At 66.7% G+C, this 14242-nt stretch carries 13 protein-coding genes; 4 read left to right on the top strand and 9 right to left on the bottom strand.

What is annotated here, in order from left to right:
• Positions 1–80: 80 nt before the first annotated feature.
• Positions 81–1520, bottom strand: coding sequence for an aldehyde dehydrogenase family protein (locus BG90_RS02790; protein WP_038802516.1), 1440 nt, complete (start codon positions 1518–1520; stop codon positions 81–83).
• A 159-nt stretch (positions 1521–1679) separates the two neighbouring features.
• Between BG90_RS02790 and ppa the strand changes: the two genes are divergently transcribed.
• Complete coding sequence (gene ppa, locus BG90_RS02785; RefSeq protein ID WP_010102263.1) at positions 1680–2207, top strand: inorganic diphosphatase; 528 nt, start codon at positions 1680–1682, stop codon at positions 2205–2207.
• A gap of 48 nt (positions 2208–2255) precedes the next feature.
• On the opposite strand, the gene BG90_RS02780 is transcribed toward ppa, so the two are convergent.
• The 3 genes from BG90_RS02780 to BG90_RS02770 form a co-directional block, all read right to left on the bottom strand.
• Positions 2256–2936 carry a GIY-YIG nuclease family protein gene (locus tag BG90_RS02780; RefSeq protein ID WP_010114412.1) on the bottom strand — a complete coding sequence of 227 codons (681 nt, stop codon included), beginning with the start codon at positions 2934–2936 and terminating at the stop codon, positions 2256–2258.
• Between the two features lie 103 nt (positions 2937–3039).
• A complete protein-coding gene (locus BG90_RS02775) occupies positions 3040–4434 on the bottom strand; it encodes a DHA2 family efflux MFS transporter permease subunit (protein WP_025989717.1) in 1395 nt (464 codons plus the stop codon).
• A 751-nt stretch (positions 4435–5185) separates the two neighbouring features.
• Entirely contained in the window at positions 5186–6364 is a 1179-nt protein-coding gene (locus tag BG90_RS02770) for a GNAT family N-acetyltransferase (protein WP_025989718.1), read from the bottom strand.
• Positions 6365–6509: 145 nt separating this feature from the next.
• On the opposite strand from BG90_RS02770, the gene BG90_RS02765 reads away from it, so the two are divergent.
• Together BG90_RS02765 and BG90_RS02760 are read left to right on the top strand one after the other, a co-directional pair.
• Positions 6510–8210 carry an NAD+ synthase gene (locus BG90_RS02765; RefSeq protein ID WP_010114416.1) on the top strand — a complete coding sequence of 567 codons (1701 nt, stop codon included), beginning with the start codon at positions 6510–6512 and terminating at the stop codon, positions 8208–8210.
• A gap of 60 nt (positions 8211–8270) precedes the next feature.
• Complete coding sequence (locus BG90_RS02760) at positions 8271–8609, top strand: P-II family nitrogen regulator (RefSeq protein WP_010102269.1); 339 nt, start codon at positions 8271–8273, stop codon at positions 8607–8609.
• Between the two features lie 168 nt (positions 8610–8777).
• On the opposite strand, the gene BG90_RS02755 is transcribed toward BG90_RS02760, so the two are convergent.
• Positions 8778–9872, bottom strand: coding sequence for a porin (locus BG90_RS02755; protein WP_010114417.1), 1095 nt, complete (start codon positions 9870–9872; stop codon positions 8778–8780).
• Between the two features lie 544 nt (positions 9873–10416).
• Positions 10417–11343 carry a LysR family transcriptional regulator gene (locus BG90_RS02750; RefSeq protein WP_010114418.1) on the bottom strand — a complete coding sequence of 309 codons (927 nt, stop codon included), beginning with the start codon at positions 11341–11343 and terminating at the stop codon, positions 10417–10419.
• 129 nt (positions 11344–11472) lie between these two features.
• On the opposite strand from BG90_RS02750, the gene BG90_RS02745 reads away from it, so the two are divergent.
• Positions 11473–11970 carry a GNAT family N-acetyltransferase gene (locus BG90_RS02745; protein WP_010114419.1) on the top strand — a complete coding sequence of 166 codons (498 nt, stop codon included), beginning with the start codon at positions 11473–11475 and terminating at the stop codon, positions 11968–11970.
• 52 nt (positions 11971–12022) lie between these two features.
• On the opposite strand, the gene BG90_RS02740 is transcribed toward BG90_RS02745, so the two are convergent.
• Genes BG90_RS02740 through BG90_RS02730 form a run of 3 tightly spaced genes read right to left on the bottom strand, consistent with a single transcriptional unit; the run spans position 12023 to position 14221 of the window.
• Positions 12023–12802 carry an ABC transporter ATP-binding protein gene (locus tag BG90_RS02740; RefSeq protein ID WP_038802518.1) on the bottom strand — a complete coding sequence of 260 codons (780 nt, stop codon included), beginning with the start codon at positions 12800–12802 and terminating at the stop codon, positions 12023–12025.
• Between the two features lie 19 nt (positions 12803–12821).
• On the bottom strand, positions 12822–13535 hold the full coding sequence (locus BG90_RS02735) for an ABC transporter permease (protein ID WP_010102276.1): 714 nt from the start codon (positions 13533–13535) through the stop codon (positions 12822–12824).
• Positions 13532–14221: an ABC transporter permease gene (locus tag BG90_RS02730; RefSeq protein ID WP_045568042.1), complete on the bottom strand. Its 690-nt coding sequence runs from the start codon at positions 14219–14221 to the stop codon at positions 13532–13534. Before BG90_RS02730 ends, BG90_RS02735 begins: the two co-directional genes overlap by 4 nt.
• Positions 14222–14242: the final 21 nt, after the last annotated feature.

The raw sequence follows: 14242 nt of genomic DNA, 5'->3' as shown, positions 1-14242 counted from the left end.
CTCCTGGATTTTGTTTTGGGTCTTGCCGTGACGAGGACGGGCGGCGACGCGCGACCTCGCGCGCCGTGCCGCGCCTTCGGTCAGTCGTGCTTGAGCGCGATCGTCTTCAGCACGGTGAAGCCGTACAGCGCCTCGAAGCCTTTTTCGCGGCCGTAGCCCGAGCGTCCGCTGCCGCCGAACGGCAGCTCGACGCCGCCGCCCGCGCCGTAGTTGTTGACGAACACCTGTCCCGCGCGCAGCCGGCGCGCGAGCCGCATCTGGCGCGCGCCGTCGCGCGTCCACACGCCCGCGACGAGCCCGTACGGCGTGCCGTTCGCGAGCGCGAGCGCTTCGTCCTCGTCGGCGAACTTCATCGCGGCGAGCACGGGGCCGAACACTTCCTCCTGCGCGAGCCGGTGCGCGTGCGGGACGTCGCGCAGCAGCGCGGGCGCCTGGTAGAAGCCCGTTTCGGGGGCGTCCGGCACGACTTCGCCGTGCGCGGCCATCACGATGCCGTCGTGCTGCGCGTCGGACAGGAAGTCCCACACGCGCTGCTGCTGCCTCGCGCTGATGAGCGGCCCGCAATCGAGATCGGCCCGGCCGGGGCCGACCTTCAACCCGTTGAACGCGGTGGCGAGCCGCTCGACGAGCGGCTCGTAGACCGCCTTGTCGATCAGCACGCGGCTGCCGGCCGAACAGGTCTGGCCGCTGTTCTGCACGATCGCGGACACGAGAACGGGCAGCGCGGCGTCGAGGTCCGCGTCGGCGAACACGATCTGCGGCGACTTGCCGCCGAGCTCGAGCGTGACGGGCGCGTGGTGTTCGGCCGCCATCTGCGCGACGAGGCGGCCCGTGTCCGGCGAGCCGGTGAACGAAATGTGGTCGATGCCGGGATGGCGCGCGAGCGCCGCGCCGGCTTCATGGCCGTAGCCCGTCACGACGTTGAACGTGCCGGCGGGGAGCCCGGCCTCGGCCGCAAGCGTCGCGACGCGCAGGATCGACAGGCACGCGTCCTCCGACGGCTTGACGACGCACGCGTTGCCCGCGGCGAGCGCCGCGCCGACGCTGCGCCCGAGGATCTGCATTGGGTAGTTCCACGGCACGATGTGCCCGGTGACGCCGTGCGGCTCGCGCAGCGTGAGCACCGTGTAGCCGTCACGGTAGGGCAGCGTCTCGCCGTGCAGCTTGTCCGCCGCGCCCGCGTAGAACTCGAAGTAGCGGGCGAGCGCGTCGGCGTCCGCGCGCGCCTGCGTGAGCGGCTTGCCGGTGTCGCGCGACTCGATGAGCGCGAGTTCTTCGCGGCACGCGGCGACGAGCATCGACAGCCGGTACAGCATGCGCCCGCGCTCGGCCGCGCTCGCCGCGCCCCACGGGCCGTCGAACGCCGCGCGGGCCGCGTGCGCGGCCGCGTCGACGTCGGGCGCCGTGCCGCGCGCGAGCCGCGCGAACGGCTCGCCGTCGGACGGATCGATCACGGCGATCGTCTCGCCGCCCGCGGGCGCCGCCCATGCGCCCGCGATGAAGTGCTTCGCCTCTTCCATGCTCGCTCCCGGCTCGTCCGCCGTGTCTGATCGTTGCCCGATTATCGGCCGAACGCGACCGGAGCGCCATCGGGCGATTGGCTATAATGCGCATTCCATCGGAGGCGCCCGCGAGGCCGCCATCCGTCCCGATTCCCATCCGAACTTCAGAGAACGCTCATGAGCTTCAGCAACGTCCCGGCCGGCAAGGATCTGCCGCAAGACTTCAACGTGATCATCGAGATCCCGGCGCAAAGCGAGCCGGTCAAGTACGAAGCCGACAAGGAACTCGGTCTCCTCGTCGTCGATCGCTTCATCGGCACGGGCATGCGCTATCCGGTGAACTACGGCTTCATTCCGCAGACGCTGTCGGGCGACGGCGACCCCGTCGACGTGCTCGTCATCACGCCGTTCCCGCTGCTCGCGGGCTCGGTCGTCCGCGCGCGCGCGCTCGGCATGCTGAAGATGACCGACGAATCGGGCGTCGACGCGAAGCTCGTCGCGGTGCCGCACGACAAGGTCTGCCCGATGACGGCCAACCTCAAGTCGATCGACGACGTGCCCGGTTACCTGAAGGACCAGATCAAGCACTTCTTCGAGCAGTACAAGGCGCTCGAGAAGGGCAAGTGGGTGAAGGTCGAAGGCTGGGACGGCATCGACGCCGCGCACAAGGAAATCACCGAAGGCGTCGCGAACTTCAAGAAGTAAGCCGGCGCCCGCGGCGCCGTCCGGTTGCGCGAAACCGCGCGTGTCTCGTCACGAGGCCGCGCGGTTTTGTTTGGTGCGCGCGCGGCGGAGGCGGAGTGACGCGGCGGATTCGGTCGTGTGCTTGTTTTTGTTCGTGTCCGCGGTCGTGTTCGCGCTTGCCGCGGCCGCGCGAATGGTTTTTGCTCCATTGGCGGCACCCGAAACCGCTGATGGCTTCGATGGCTTCGATGGCTTCGATGGCTTCGATGGCTTCGACACCTTTTGCACTTCAGCCACTTCAGCCGCCTCGATCGCATCAGACGTACCGAGCGCCCGAGCAACATCGCGACGAGACGCCGCCCTCGATGCTCCCGACGCCGCGACCGCCGCGACGACGTTCGCCGCATCCGCGACTTCGCTCGCGCCCGCCGCCGCCCCGGCATCCGTCGCCGCCGCGTCGCCTTCTTCGACGACAACCGCCGCCGGCAGCACCGACTCGAGCGTGCGCCCGCCCGCCGCGAGCTCGCGCTTTTGCGCGGCGGTGAGCCGCTTGACCCAATATTCGGCGCGCGACGCGCTCGAGCGATCGGCGAGCTCGAACGACGCGAGCACGGCCTTCGGCTTGCGCGCGCGCGTGTAGCGCGCGCCCTTGCCTTGCGCGTGCTGCGCGAAGCGTGCGGCGACGTCGGTCGTGATGCCGGTGTAGACGCTGCCGTCCGCGCATTCGATCAGATACAGGTACCAGGACATGAAGGGCGGCGTGATGCGAAGCCGCCAGTGTCGCAGAAATTGCGCGGCGCGAGCGCGCGATTCGCCCGTCGGTTCATCTGGCGGCGGCCCCCCGGTCGCGCGGCTAGCGGTGCGCGACCGCGTGGCCGGGCCGCGTGCGCGTCACGGGCGCTTCCTGGATTCGCCGGAAGATCGCCGCGGACACGAGCGTCACCGCGCCGACGCAGACGAAGCTCAGCTTGAAGCCGAGCAGCGCCGAGCCGGTCTGCTCGCCGAACAGGCTCGTGAGCCCGCTTCCCACCGACGCGCCGAGCCCCATCGACAACATCTGCACCATCGAATACAGGCTGTTGCCGCTCGCCGCGTCGCGGTGCGGCAGGCCTTTCAGCGTCACGCTGTTCATTGCCGCGATCTGAATCGAGTTGATCGCGCCGAAGATCGCAATCAGCGCCATTTCGGCGACGAGCGGCGTGTCGGGGCCGATGGCCGCGAACAGCGCGATCACGGCGCCGACGATCAGTGTGTTGACGAACAGAAACGTACGATAGCCGTAGCGGCGAACGAGCGGCGCGATCCACGGCTTCGCGATCACACCCGCGATGGCGGCTGGCACGAGCATGAGCCCCGAGCGCAACGGAGAATAGCCGAATTCGAGCTGCATCATCAGCGGCAGCAGGAAGGGCGTCGCGCCGATGCCGATCCGCGAGACTAGGTTGCCGGCGAGGCCGACTGCGAAGTTCGGTTCGCGCAAGAGTTCGAGCCGGAAGAGCGGATTCGCGCGCCTGCGCGCATGGGCGACGTACACGATCGCCGCAGCCGCGGCGATCGCGGTCACGCCGACGGTCCAGTCCGTGTAGCCGCCGTCGGACAACGAGTCGATCGCGAGCGAGCCGGCGATCATCGCGATCGACAGCAGCGTGTAGCCCGTGTAGTCGAACGGCGGAGGATCGATCGGCTCGTCGCGCGGCATGTAGCGGTGGACGGCGACGAGGCCGACCGCGCAGATCGGCAGGTTGACGAGGAACACCCAGTACCACGACATCGACTGCGTGAGCCAGCCGCCGAGCGTTGGGCCGAGGATCGGCCCGATCTGGCCGAAGATCGACACGAACGCGAGCGCGGCCACGTATTCGTCGCCGGGCACGCCGCGCAGTACCGCGAGCCGGCCGATCGGCAGCAGCATCGAGCCGCCGATGCCTTGTAGCACCCGGGCGACGATGAGCTGCGTCGCGCTCGTCGCGGCCGAGCAGCACAGCGAGCCGAGCGCGAACACGACAATCGCGACGAAGAACACGCGACGCGTGCCAAAGCGATCCGCGAACCAGCCGGACGCGGGTGTGAGTGTGGCCATCGTCAGTGTGTAGGCGGTGACGACGCCGTGCATCGAGAGCGCGTCCTGGCCGAGCGCGTGGGCGATCGACGGCAGCGCCGTGTTGACGATGGTCGTGTCGACGGACTGCATGAAGAACGCGGTGGCGACGATCCATAGCAGCGTCGTTCGGGAAGAGGTGTTGGGCATGAGCGCGGACCGATGAGTTGGGTGCGTCGCGCCTGGCGCGCGCGACGCAAGCCCCGCCGCCTCGGGCGGCGCGCAGCGCTTGCCCGAGATCGTCGGGGGCGTTGGTTAGTGGGCGCGCGTGTCGAGGCGCGTGGCGGGCGGCAGGCCAGTGGCCGGAGCGGCGCTCGCCGCGCGGGCCGCTCGGCGAGCGCCGGGGGGCGGGAAGCCCGATGGCTTGCGCCGCCACGCTGGTTTCGAAGACGCCATTTCAAACGGCGTTTCGGGACTGATATCGAGCGATAAGAATGGTCGGCGCATGCCGTTTGGAATCGGCAGATGGAATGACATCATTTAATACTCCTAATTGATAATCCGCGTGAAGATTCTCAACCAAAAGATCAAAATGTCTCCCCATCCTCTCCGACCGCGTCAGGCGGTGCGCCGAAGGGTGAAGCTAGCGGGTGGCCCTGGAATTTGAACGTTTTTATCGATTTTCAGAATATCGATTCTGAAAATCAGAAACAGGGACGAAAGCGAATGAAATCCGTTTCTCTCTATTTCGGTGCGCATTAAGCGCAACGAAAGTCTGGGGGTTTTGTACGAATATTGCAACCGAATAATCTTTCAATTTCCGATTTGGAACGAATGATAATCAAATATCTCGCATAACCTGTTAAGGGAAATGAATGGCAATGCCGTTTTGGAAGCCGGTGTGCCGCGCGAGCGCGACTGCCGGCCGCGGGACGAGGCGCGCGCGGGCGTCGCGTCGTGGTCAGCGCTCGCCGTCCTTGAACGGATTGTGCTCGCGCAGCTCGTCGACGTACGCGTGGATCTGGTTCGTCTCCTGCGCGAGGAAGCGGCCGACCGCGTCGGCGAACGCCGGATGCGCGAGCCAGTGCGCGGAGCGCGTGACGGTCGGCATGAAGCCGCGCGCGAGCTTGTGCTCGCCTTGCGCGCCGCCTTCGAACGTGTCGAGCCGCTCGTCGATGCAGAACTCGAGCAACTGGTAGTACGCGGCCTCGAAGTGCAGGCACGGCACGTGTTCGAGCGCGCCCCAGTAACGGCCGTACAGCGTGCCGCCGCCCGCCGCTTCGCGCTGATAGACGGCGAGCGCGCTCGCGATCGGCCGGCCGTCGCGCTCGGCGATCACGAGCAGCAGGTTCTCCGGCATCGTCGCGCCGATCTCGCGGAAGAAGCCGAGATTCAGGTACGGGCTCGAAAAGTGCTCGCGGTACGTCTGCCGGTAGCAGCGCGTGAAGAAGCGCCAGTCGGCGTCGGTCGCGTGCTCGCCGCGCACGCGGCGGAACGTGACGCCGGCTTCCGCGACCTTGCGGCGCTCCGCGCGGATGTTCTTGCGCTTCTTCTGTTCGAGCGTGCCGAGAAATTCGTCGAAGTCGCGATAGCCGTCGTTCAGCCAATGGAACTGGACGCCTTCGCGCAGCATCATCCCCATGTCGGCGAGCACGCGCGCCTCGTCGTCGCTCGGAAACAGCACGTGCAGCGACGACACGTCGCTCTGCTCGGCGAGCGCGACGAGCGTCGCGGCGAGCCGGCGGCGCGCGTCGTCGCCGACGGCGAGGAGCCGGCTGCCTTGCACGGGCATGAACGGCACCGCGCACAGCAGCTTCGGGTAGTACGGCAGCGCGTTGCGCTGATACGCGTCGGCCCACGCCCAGTCGAACACGTATTCGCCATACGAATGGCTCTTCGTGTAGACGGGCGCGGCCGCGACGAGCGCGCCCGCCGCGCCGTCCGTCAGCGTGACGAAGCGGGGCGCCCAGCCGGTGCCGTCGACCGCGCAGCCCGCGCGGTGCAGCGCGCTCAGGAAGGCGTGCTTCAGAAAGGGCGTCGGGCGCTCGGCGCGCGCGACGAGCGCGTCCCACTCGGTGGCGCTCGCGTCGAGCGGAGACGACAGGATGCCCATGCGATAATCGCAGCGTTCGTGTTTCAACGATCTGAATCCGTTTCGTTCGTGCCCGGTTGTATCCGTTCGTACCCGTTTGCACCGTCGGTCGGGCGCGCTGCCGCGCCGGCCCTCCGTGCGTTTGATCAAAGCCGTACGCGCTGCGGTCCGAGGAGGCCGCGCTGATCCCGTGATGAAGACCCGTATCGCACTTGCCCAACTCAACGTCACCGTCGGCGATTTCGCCGGCAACGTCGCCAAGATCGTCGCCGCCGCGCGCGCCGCGCACGACGCCGGCGCGCAGCTCCTGATCGCGCCGGAACTCGCGCTGTCCGGCTATCCGCCGGAGGACCTGCTGCTGCGCCCCGCGTTCTACGCGGCGTCCGACGCGGCGCTCGCCGAGCTCGCCGCGCTGCTGAAGCCGCTCGCGGGGCTCGCGGTGCTGGTCGGCCATCCGCAGCGCGCGGCCGGCTCGGGCGCGTCAAGCGCCGATGGTAATGCAAACCGTCCGATCGAGCGCGGCGTCTCGCCGACCGATACCTACAACGCGGCGTCGCTGATCGTCGACGGCGAGGTCGTCGGCACGTACCGGAAGCAGGACCTGCCGAACACCGAGGTGTTCGACGAGAAGCGCTATTTCGCGACCGACGCCGCGCCGTACGTGTTCGAGCTGAACGGCGTGAAGTTCGGCGTCGTGATCTGCGAGGACGTGTGGCATGCGTCGGCCGCGCAGCTCGCGAAGGCGGCGGGCGCGCAGGTGCTGATCGTGCCGAACGGCTCGCCGTATCACATGAACAAGGAAGCGGTGCGGATCGACATCCTGCGCGCGCGGATTCGCGAGACCGGCCTGCCGATGATCTACGTGAATCTCGTCGGCGGCCAGGACGAACTCGTGTTCGACGGCGGCTCGTTCGTGCTCGACGGCGCGGGCGAGCTCGTCGCGAAGATGCCGCAGTTCGAGGAAGGCAACGCGGTCGTCGAATTCGACGGCGCGCGGCCGCTGCCTGCGCGAATCGCGCCGGAGCTGTCCGTCGAGGCGCAGGTGTATCGCGCGCTCGTGCTCGGCGTGCACGACTACATCGGCAAGAACGGCTTTCCGGGCGCGATCATCGGGCTGTCGGGCGGCGTCGATTCGGCGCTCGTGCTCGCGGTCGCGGTCGACGCGCTCGGCGCCGACCGCGTGCGCGCGGTGATGATGCCGTCGCGCTACACGGCCGACATCTCGACGACCGACGCGGCCGCGATGGCGAAGCGCGTCGGCGTGCGCTACGACGAGATCGCGATCGCGCCGATGTTCGACGCGTTCCGCACGTCGCTCGCGGGCGAATTCGCGGGCCGCGCCGAGGATGCGACGGAGGAGAACATCCAGGCGCGGATCCGCGGCACGCTCTTGATGGCGCTGTCGAACAAGTTCGGCTCGATCGTGCTGACGACGGGCAACAAGAGCGAGATGGCGGTCGGCTACTGCACGCTGTACGGCGACATGGCGGGCGGCTTCGCTGTGATCAAGGACATCGCGAAGACGCTCGTCTACCGGCTCTGCCGCTACCGAAACGCCGCGGCCGAATACGGCAAGCTCGACGTCATTCCGGAGCGGATCCTGACGCGCGCGCCGTCCGCCGAGCTGCGCGAGAACCAGACCGACCAGGACAGTCTGCCGCCGTACGACGTGCTCGACGCGATCATGCGGATGTACATGGAAGAGGACCGGCCGCTCGCGGAGATCGTCGCGGCGGGCTACTCGGAGGCGGACGTCAAGCGCGTCACGCGGCTCATCAAGATCAACGAGTACAAGCGCCGCCAAGCGCCCGTCGGCATTCGGGTCACGCATCGCGCGTTCGGGCGCGACTGGCGCTATCCGATCACGTCGTGCTTCACCGAGAGCATCGACTGATGCGGCGCGCGGCGTAGAATCGGCTGACGATTTTCATTCATTCGAAGCAAGGGGCACATCATGAAACGCATCACCGCCATCATCAAGCCGTTCAAGCTGGACGAAGTGCGCGAAGCGCTCGCCGAAGTCGGCCTGACGGGGCTCACCGTGACGGAAGTGAAGGGCTTCGGCCGCCAGAAGGGCCACACGGAGCTCTACCGCGGCGCCGAGTACGTGGTCGACTTCCTGCCGAAGATGAAGATCGAGGTGGTGGTCGCGAACGATCTCGTCGATCAGGTGATCGACGCGGTGATCGGCGCCGCGCGCACCGGCAAGATCGGCGACGGCAAGATCTTCGTGTCGGACGTCGAGCGCGTGATCCGGATTCGGACGGGCGAGGAGAACGAAGCGGCCGTCTGAGGCCGGATCGCTCGGAAGCGGGAGACCGTCGGCGCGGCGGGGCCGCGCGGCTTCGGCCCGCGCGGCATAAAAAAAACGGTGCGATACCCATGGGCATCGCACCGGTACGCGCCTCTCGCAGCAGCGTGAAAAGACTCGCTATCGGTTCAGACGATCCGGCGTTTGTGCTTAGAACAGATGCTGGATGCCGGCGTACACGCCCGTCTGGCTGCCGCCGAACTTCGGATTGCCGGTCGAGATGTCGGTGCCCGCGCCGTTGGCGTTCAGGCCGAAGTTCGCGGTCTTGCTGTTGCGCACCGTCGCGACCTGAACGTCGAACAGTGTGCGCTTCGAGATGTTGTACGAGCCGCCGACCGTGTAGATGTTCGCGTTGCCGCCGCCGTGGTTCGCGTTGACGTGATACACGGCTGCGATCAGCGCGGCTGCCGGCGTGGCTTGCCACGTCACGCCGCCCCAGACCTGCTGGGTGCCCGTGATGCCGTTGTTGGCGACCGGGCCGCCGCTGCCGTCGGCGTGCGACGACTGGTAGGCCGCCTGCAGCTTGAACTGGCCGAGGAACACGTTCGCACCCGCGAAGTATTCGCGCGAGTAGTTGAACACGTCGGAGAACTTGCCGTTGCTGTCGCGCGTTTCATCGTAGATGCCGCGCAACTGGAACAGCGACGTCGTGTAGGTGATCTGCGCACCGGCCGCGCGGCCCGGCTGGCCGGCCGTGGTGTTGCCGTTGAAGCTCGTCGAGTTCGAGAACGAGAACTGGCCGTAGAAATCGAGGCCGTAGTACTTCGGCGACTGGTACGACACGTTGTTGCTGGTCTTGTTCCAGTTGCGGCCGCGCACGAGCGAAGCCGTCGACCACGACGACTGGCCGAACGGGTCGAAGTCCCACACGCCGTTCGCGATCGCGAGTTCGCGGCCGAGCAGCAGGGTACCGTATGCGTCGTTGGAGATGCCGATCGTCGCCCAGCGATTCCAGAGGCTGCCGCCGCCCGGGCCGTTGCCGCTCATCGTGTCGAAGCTGCCTTCCAGCTGGAACACGATCTTGTTGCCGCCGCCGATGTCTTCGGAGCCCTTCAGGCCCCAGAGGCTCGTGCCCCAGTCGCCGCTTTCCGCGCGCCAGCGGCTCGAGCTGCCGCCGTTCGCGCTCGGCAGGCCGCTCATGTATTCGATGCCGGCGTCGAGACGGCCGTACAGCGTCACGCTGCTTTGAGCGTGAGCCGCCACTCCGGCAGTCGCCAGTACTGCCGCGAGCATAACTTTCTTCATCATCTCCTCCATACCCTGTCAAAAAGTCAACCCAGAACTGCGCAACATGTCCGGCTTTGCATGCCGGACAAAATGGGTAACCAGAGAGACCGCGTGCAGGCCGGGTGGGCGACGCACTGAGCGAGCGGACGGAATGCCGTTTGCGGGCCCGTGCGGCCGGGATGGCCTACCGGGGTCTCCTGTCGTCATGAAGTAAAACTACATTTCATGACTTTCGTTTTGCTACTTTGGTTACTAATTTAGCAAAAATACACTTTTGTGGCGACGAAAATCGTTGTTTGACTAGCACGTGTCGCCAAATTGCCATATACGTGTGCGCAAACACGCCGAGCGACGTTCGTGGAGGCAGTCGGATCCCTTGTCTACCAAGGCACTCGCGGAACCCGGCGGGATGGGTCAAGGATTGCCACTATTGACGCTGGAAAAACGGGGGAGTAAGTGCGTCGGCGCCGATTGTGTCGGGAATTCGTAATGAAAATGCGCGGCCGCGGACCGCGCGCGAACGTCGTCCGGCCGGCCTCGGCGCGTTCGACGGCGGCCGGCGTCAGCGCGCGTGCGCGGGCGCCGACTCGATCAGTTGCGCGCGAATCCAGCGATGCGCATCGGTGCGTGCGTGCTTCGCGTGCGAATACACCTTCACCGTGTAGCGCGGGATCTCGAACGGCGCGGCGAAGATCCGGATCGGCGCAGCGTGGCGCAGCACCTCGGCCGCGTGGCGCGGGACCGTCATCAGCAAGTCGGAATCGGCGACGATGAACGGCGCCGCGAGCACCGTCGGCAACTGCACGGCGACCTGCCGCTCGAGTCCGAGCTTGTCGAGCACGTGGTCGATCACGCCGCGCGTCTCGTTCCACGGCGTGACGACAACGTGCCGCGCCGCGAGATACTGCGCGACGCTCAGGCGGCGCCGGATCGACGGATGGCGTTCGCTCGCGATCACGACGTAGTCGTCGGCGAACCAGTCGAAGTTCTCGATGCCGGGCGCGACCGCGCTCGTTTCTTCGTGATAGCCGAGCGCGAAGTCGAGCCGGCCTGCCGCGAGATCCTCGGTCGCGATCTTGCGGCCCGAATAGACGATCCGGAAGCGCAATTGCGGCGCGACGCGCTGTATCCTCGCGATGAACGCGGGCAGCACGGCGAACGCCGTGTAGTCGGTCGCGGCGAACACGAACGTGTGCGTGCTGCGTTCGGGCTCGAAGCGGTGCGCGCGCTGCATGCCCTTCGACAGCACGTCGAGCGCCTCGCCGACGAAGCCGGCCATGTCCTCGGCGCGCACGGTCGGCTGCATCTCGTTGCCGAAGCGCACGAACAGTTCGTCGCCGAGCGCGTCGCGCAGCCGCGCGAGCGCGTGACTCATCGCGGACGGGCTGATCGCGATCTCGTTTGCCGCGGTCGTGACCGAGCGATGGCGAAAGAGCGCGTCGAAGACGAGCAGCAGATTCAGATCGAGACGGCGCAGTGCAGGATGCATAGCATTCAATTAACGATGAAGAAAATGCACTTCTTGCATGAATCATTCGAACGTAGCATGACTGCCTCGACAGCGCTAGCCGGCATGGCATGTGCATTCTCATCGCGATCGGGCCAGGAGGGCCGCCACATGAATATCCGGATTCGCGCAGCCGCGGCGGGCGACGCCGCGCTGATTCTGCGCTTCATCAAAGAACTCGCGATCTACGAAGAGGCCGAGGACCAGGTGGTCGCGACGGTCGAATCGATCGAAGCGAGCCTATTTCGCGGCGCGTCGCCCGCGTGTGCGCTGATCTGCGAGGTGGACGGCGAGCCGGCCGGCTTCGCGGTCTACTTCTTCTCGTATTCGACGTGGCTCGGCCGGCAGGGGCTGTATCTCGAGGATCTATACGTGTCGCCGCGTTTTCGTGGCGCCGGCGCGGGCAAGCGCCTGCTGCACGCGCTCGCGCGGATCGCGGTCGACAACGGCTGCGGACGGTTCGAATGGAGCGTGCTCGACTGGAACGAGCCCGCGATCCGCTTCTACGAAGGGATCGGCGCGAGCGCGCAGAGCGAATGGGTGCGTTACCGGCTCGCGGGCGACGCGCTGCGCGCGTTCGCGAGCGAAGCGCCCGCGGACGTGGTCTGACGAGGCGGCAGGGCGGAGCGAGGCGCGGCATGCGCCGCGCCCGCCCGGCGGTTTACTTGAGGCTGCCGGACAGGAACTGCTTCAGGCGCTCGCTCTTCGTGCTGCCGAACACGTCGGCGGGCGCGCCTTCCTCCTCGACGCGTCCCTGGTGCAGGAACATCACATGGTTCGACACGTTGCGCGCGAAACCCATCTCGTGCGTGACGACGATCATCGTCCGGCCTTCTTCGGCGAGCTTTTGCATCACCTTCAGCACTTCGCCGACGAGTTCCGGGTCGAGCGCCGACGTCGGCTCGTCGAACAGCATCACGTCGGGATGCATCGCCAGCGCGCGCGCGATCGCGACGCGCTGCTGCTGGCCGCCCGACAGGTGCGACGGATACTGCTTCTCGACGCGCGGCGCCAGCCCCACTTTCTCGAGGTATTCGCGCGCGCGCTCCTCGGCCTCGCGCCGCGACAGCCCGAGCACGTGCACGGGCGCTTCCATCACGTTCTCGAGCACGTTCATGTGCGCCCACAGATTGAAGTGCTGGAACACCATCGCGAGCTTCGTGCGCACGCGCTGCAATTGCTTGGAATCGGCCGCCTTGAGCGCGCCCGTCTTGTCCTGCGCGGTGCGCACTTCTTCGCCGTCGACGAAGATGCGGCCCGCGTTGGGCTGCTCGAGGAAGTTGATGCAGCGGAGCATCGTGCTCTTGCCCGAACCGGACGAGCCGATCACGCTGATCACGTCGCCCGCGTTCGCGCGCAGCGAGACGCCTTTCAAAACTTCGTTGTTGCCGTAGCGCTTGTGGAGATCGTCGACGAATAGCTTGTGCATCTGGGTGTTCATCCGAGGCGGATCCGGAAATTCATTTGCCCTGCGGGCGCAGATACGCGAGCCAGCGACGCTCGGCGCGGCGGAACAGCCACACGAGCGTAAACGAGATCGCGAGGTAGAGAAGGGCGGCGATGCCGAACGCGTGGAACGACATGTAGGTCGCCGAATTGACGTCGCGCGCGATCTTCAGGATGTCGGGCACGGTCGCCGTGAATGCGACCGTCGTCGCGTGCAGCATCAGGATCACTTCGTTGCTGTAGAGCGGCAGCGCGCGGCGCAGCGCCGACGGCAGCACGACCCGCCGATACAGCGTGAACGTCGACATCCCGTACGCGCGCGCGGCTTCGATCTCGCCGTACGTGGTCGCCTTGATCGCGCCCGCGAAGATCTCGGTCGTGTAGGCGCAGGTGTTCAGCGTGAACGCGAGCAGCGTGCAGTTCATCCCGTCGCGGAAGAACGCGTCGAGCATCGGCGCGCCGCGCACGACCTGCAGGCTGTAGAGCCCGGTGTAGCAGAGGAGCAGCTGCACGTAGAGCGGCGTGCCGCGGAACACGTACGTGTAGAGCCAGACGGCGCCCGCGAGCCACTTCTTCTTCGACACGCGCGCCACCGCGAGCGGCACGGACAGGCAGAAGCCGATGCCGATCGACACGACGAGCAGCCACAGCGTGATCGCGAGGCCCGTGAAGCGATAGCCGTCGGTATACAGGTAGTTGCGCCAGTATTCTTGGATCAGTTCGATCATAGGTCAGCCTTGCGTACGCCCGTCGAATAACGCTTTTCGAGCCACATCAGCACGAAGTTCGAGATCGTCGTGATCGCGAGATAGATCGCGCCGGCGAGCAGCGTGAAGAAGAAGAACCGCAGCGTGCCCTTGCCCGCGTCCTGCGACGCCTTCACGACGTCGGCGAGGCCGATGATCGACACGAGCGCCGTCGACTTCACGAGCACCTGCCAGTTGTTGCCGATGCCGGGCAGCGCGAAGCGCATCATCTGCGGGAACATGATCCGCGCGAACACCTGCCAGTTCGTCATCCCGTACGCGCTGCCCGCTTCGAGCTGGCCGCGCGGCACCGACAGGAACGCGCCGCGGAACGTCTCGGTGAAGTACGCGCCGTAGATGAAGCCGAGCACGAGCACGCCGGCCGCGAACGGATCGATGTCGATCTGATCCCAGTTCATCAGATCGGTGAGCTGGTTCAGCCAGATCTGCAGGCTGTAGAAGAGGAGCAGCATCAGCACGAGGTCCGGCACGCCGCGAATGAGCGTCGTGTAGAGCGTGCCGATTCCGCTCGACAAGCGGTTCTTCGACAGTTTCGCAGCCGCACCGACGAGGCCGAGCAGAAACGACAGCGCGAGCGACAGCACCGCGAGCTTGACGGTCTGCCAGGTGCCGGAGAGTATCAGCGGGCCGTAGCCTTGAAGAAACATATGTAGTCCTCGACGACGCGT

The organism is Burkholderia oklahomensis C6786, from assembly GCF_000959365.1.
Classification (GTDB): Bacteria; Pseudomonadota; Gammaproteobacteria; order Burkholderiales; family Burkholderiaceae; genus Burkholderia; species Burkholderia oklahomensis.
Note: the sequence above shows the minus strand (reverse complement) of the source record. Positions and strands in the feature narration are given on the sequence as shown.

Coding starts and splice junctions, on each gene's coding strand:
- BG90_RS02790 (WP_038802516.1), bottom strand. CDS start 1,520: ATGGAAGAGGCGAAGCACTTCATCGCGGGCGCATGGGCGGCGCCCGCG.
- ppa (WP_010102263.1), top strand. CDS start 1,680: ATGAGCTTCAGCAACGTCCCGGCCGGCAAGGATCTGCCGCAAGACTTC.
- BG90_RS02780 (WP_010114412.1), bottom strand. CDS start 2,936: ATGTCCTGGTACCTGTATCTGATCGAATGCGCGGACGGCAGCGTCTAC.
- BG90_RS02775 (WP_025989717.1), bottom strand. CDS start 4,434: ATGCCCAACACCTCTTCCCGAACGACGCTGCTATGGATCGTCGCCACC.
- BG90_RS02765 (WP_010114416.1), top strand. CDS start 6,510: ATGAAGACCCGTATCGCACTTGCCCAACTCAACGTCACCGTCGGCGAT.
- BG90_RS02760 (WP_010102269.1), top strand. CDS start 8,271: ATGAAACGCATCACCGCCATCATCAAGCCGTTCAAGCTGGACGAAGTG.
- BG90_RS02755 (WP_010114417.1), bottom strand. CDS start 9,872: ATGAAGAAAGTTATGCTCGCGGCAGTACTGGCGACTGCCGGAGTGGCG.
- BG90_RS02750 (WP_010114418.1), bottom strand. CDS start 11,343: ATGCATCCTGCACTGCGCCGTCTCGATCTGAATCTGCTGCTCGTCTTC.
- BG90_RS02745 (WP_010114419.1), top strand. CDS start 11,473: ATGAATATCCGGATTCGCGCAGCCGCGGCGGGCGACGCCGCGCTGATT.
- BG90_RS02740 (WP_038802518.1), bottom strand. CDS start 12,802: ATGAACACCCAGATGCACAAGCTATTCGTCGACGATCTCCACAAGCGC.
- BG90_RS02735 (WP_010102276.1), bottom strand. CDS start 13,535: ATGATCGAACTGATCCAAGAATACTGGCGCAACTACCTGTATACCGAC.
- BG90_RS02730 (WP_045568042.1), bottom strand. CDS start 14,221: ATGTTTCTTCAAGGCTACGGCCCGCTGATACTCTCCGGCACCTGGCAG.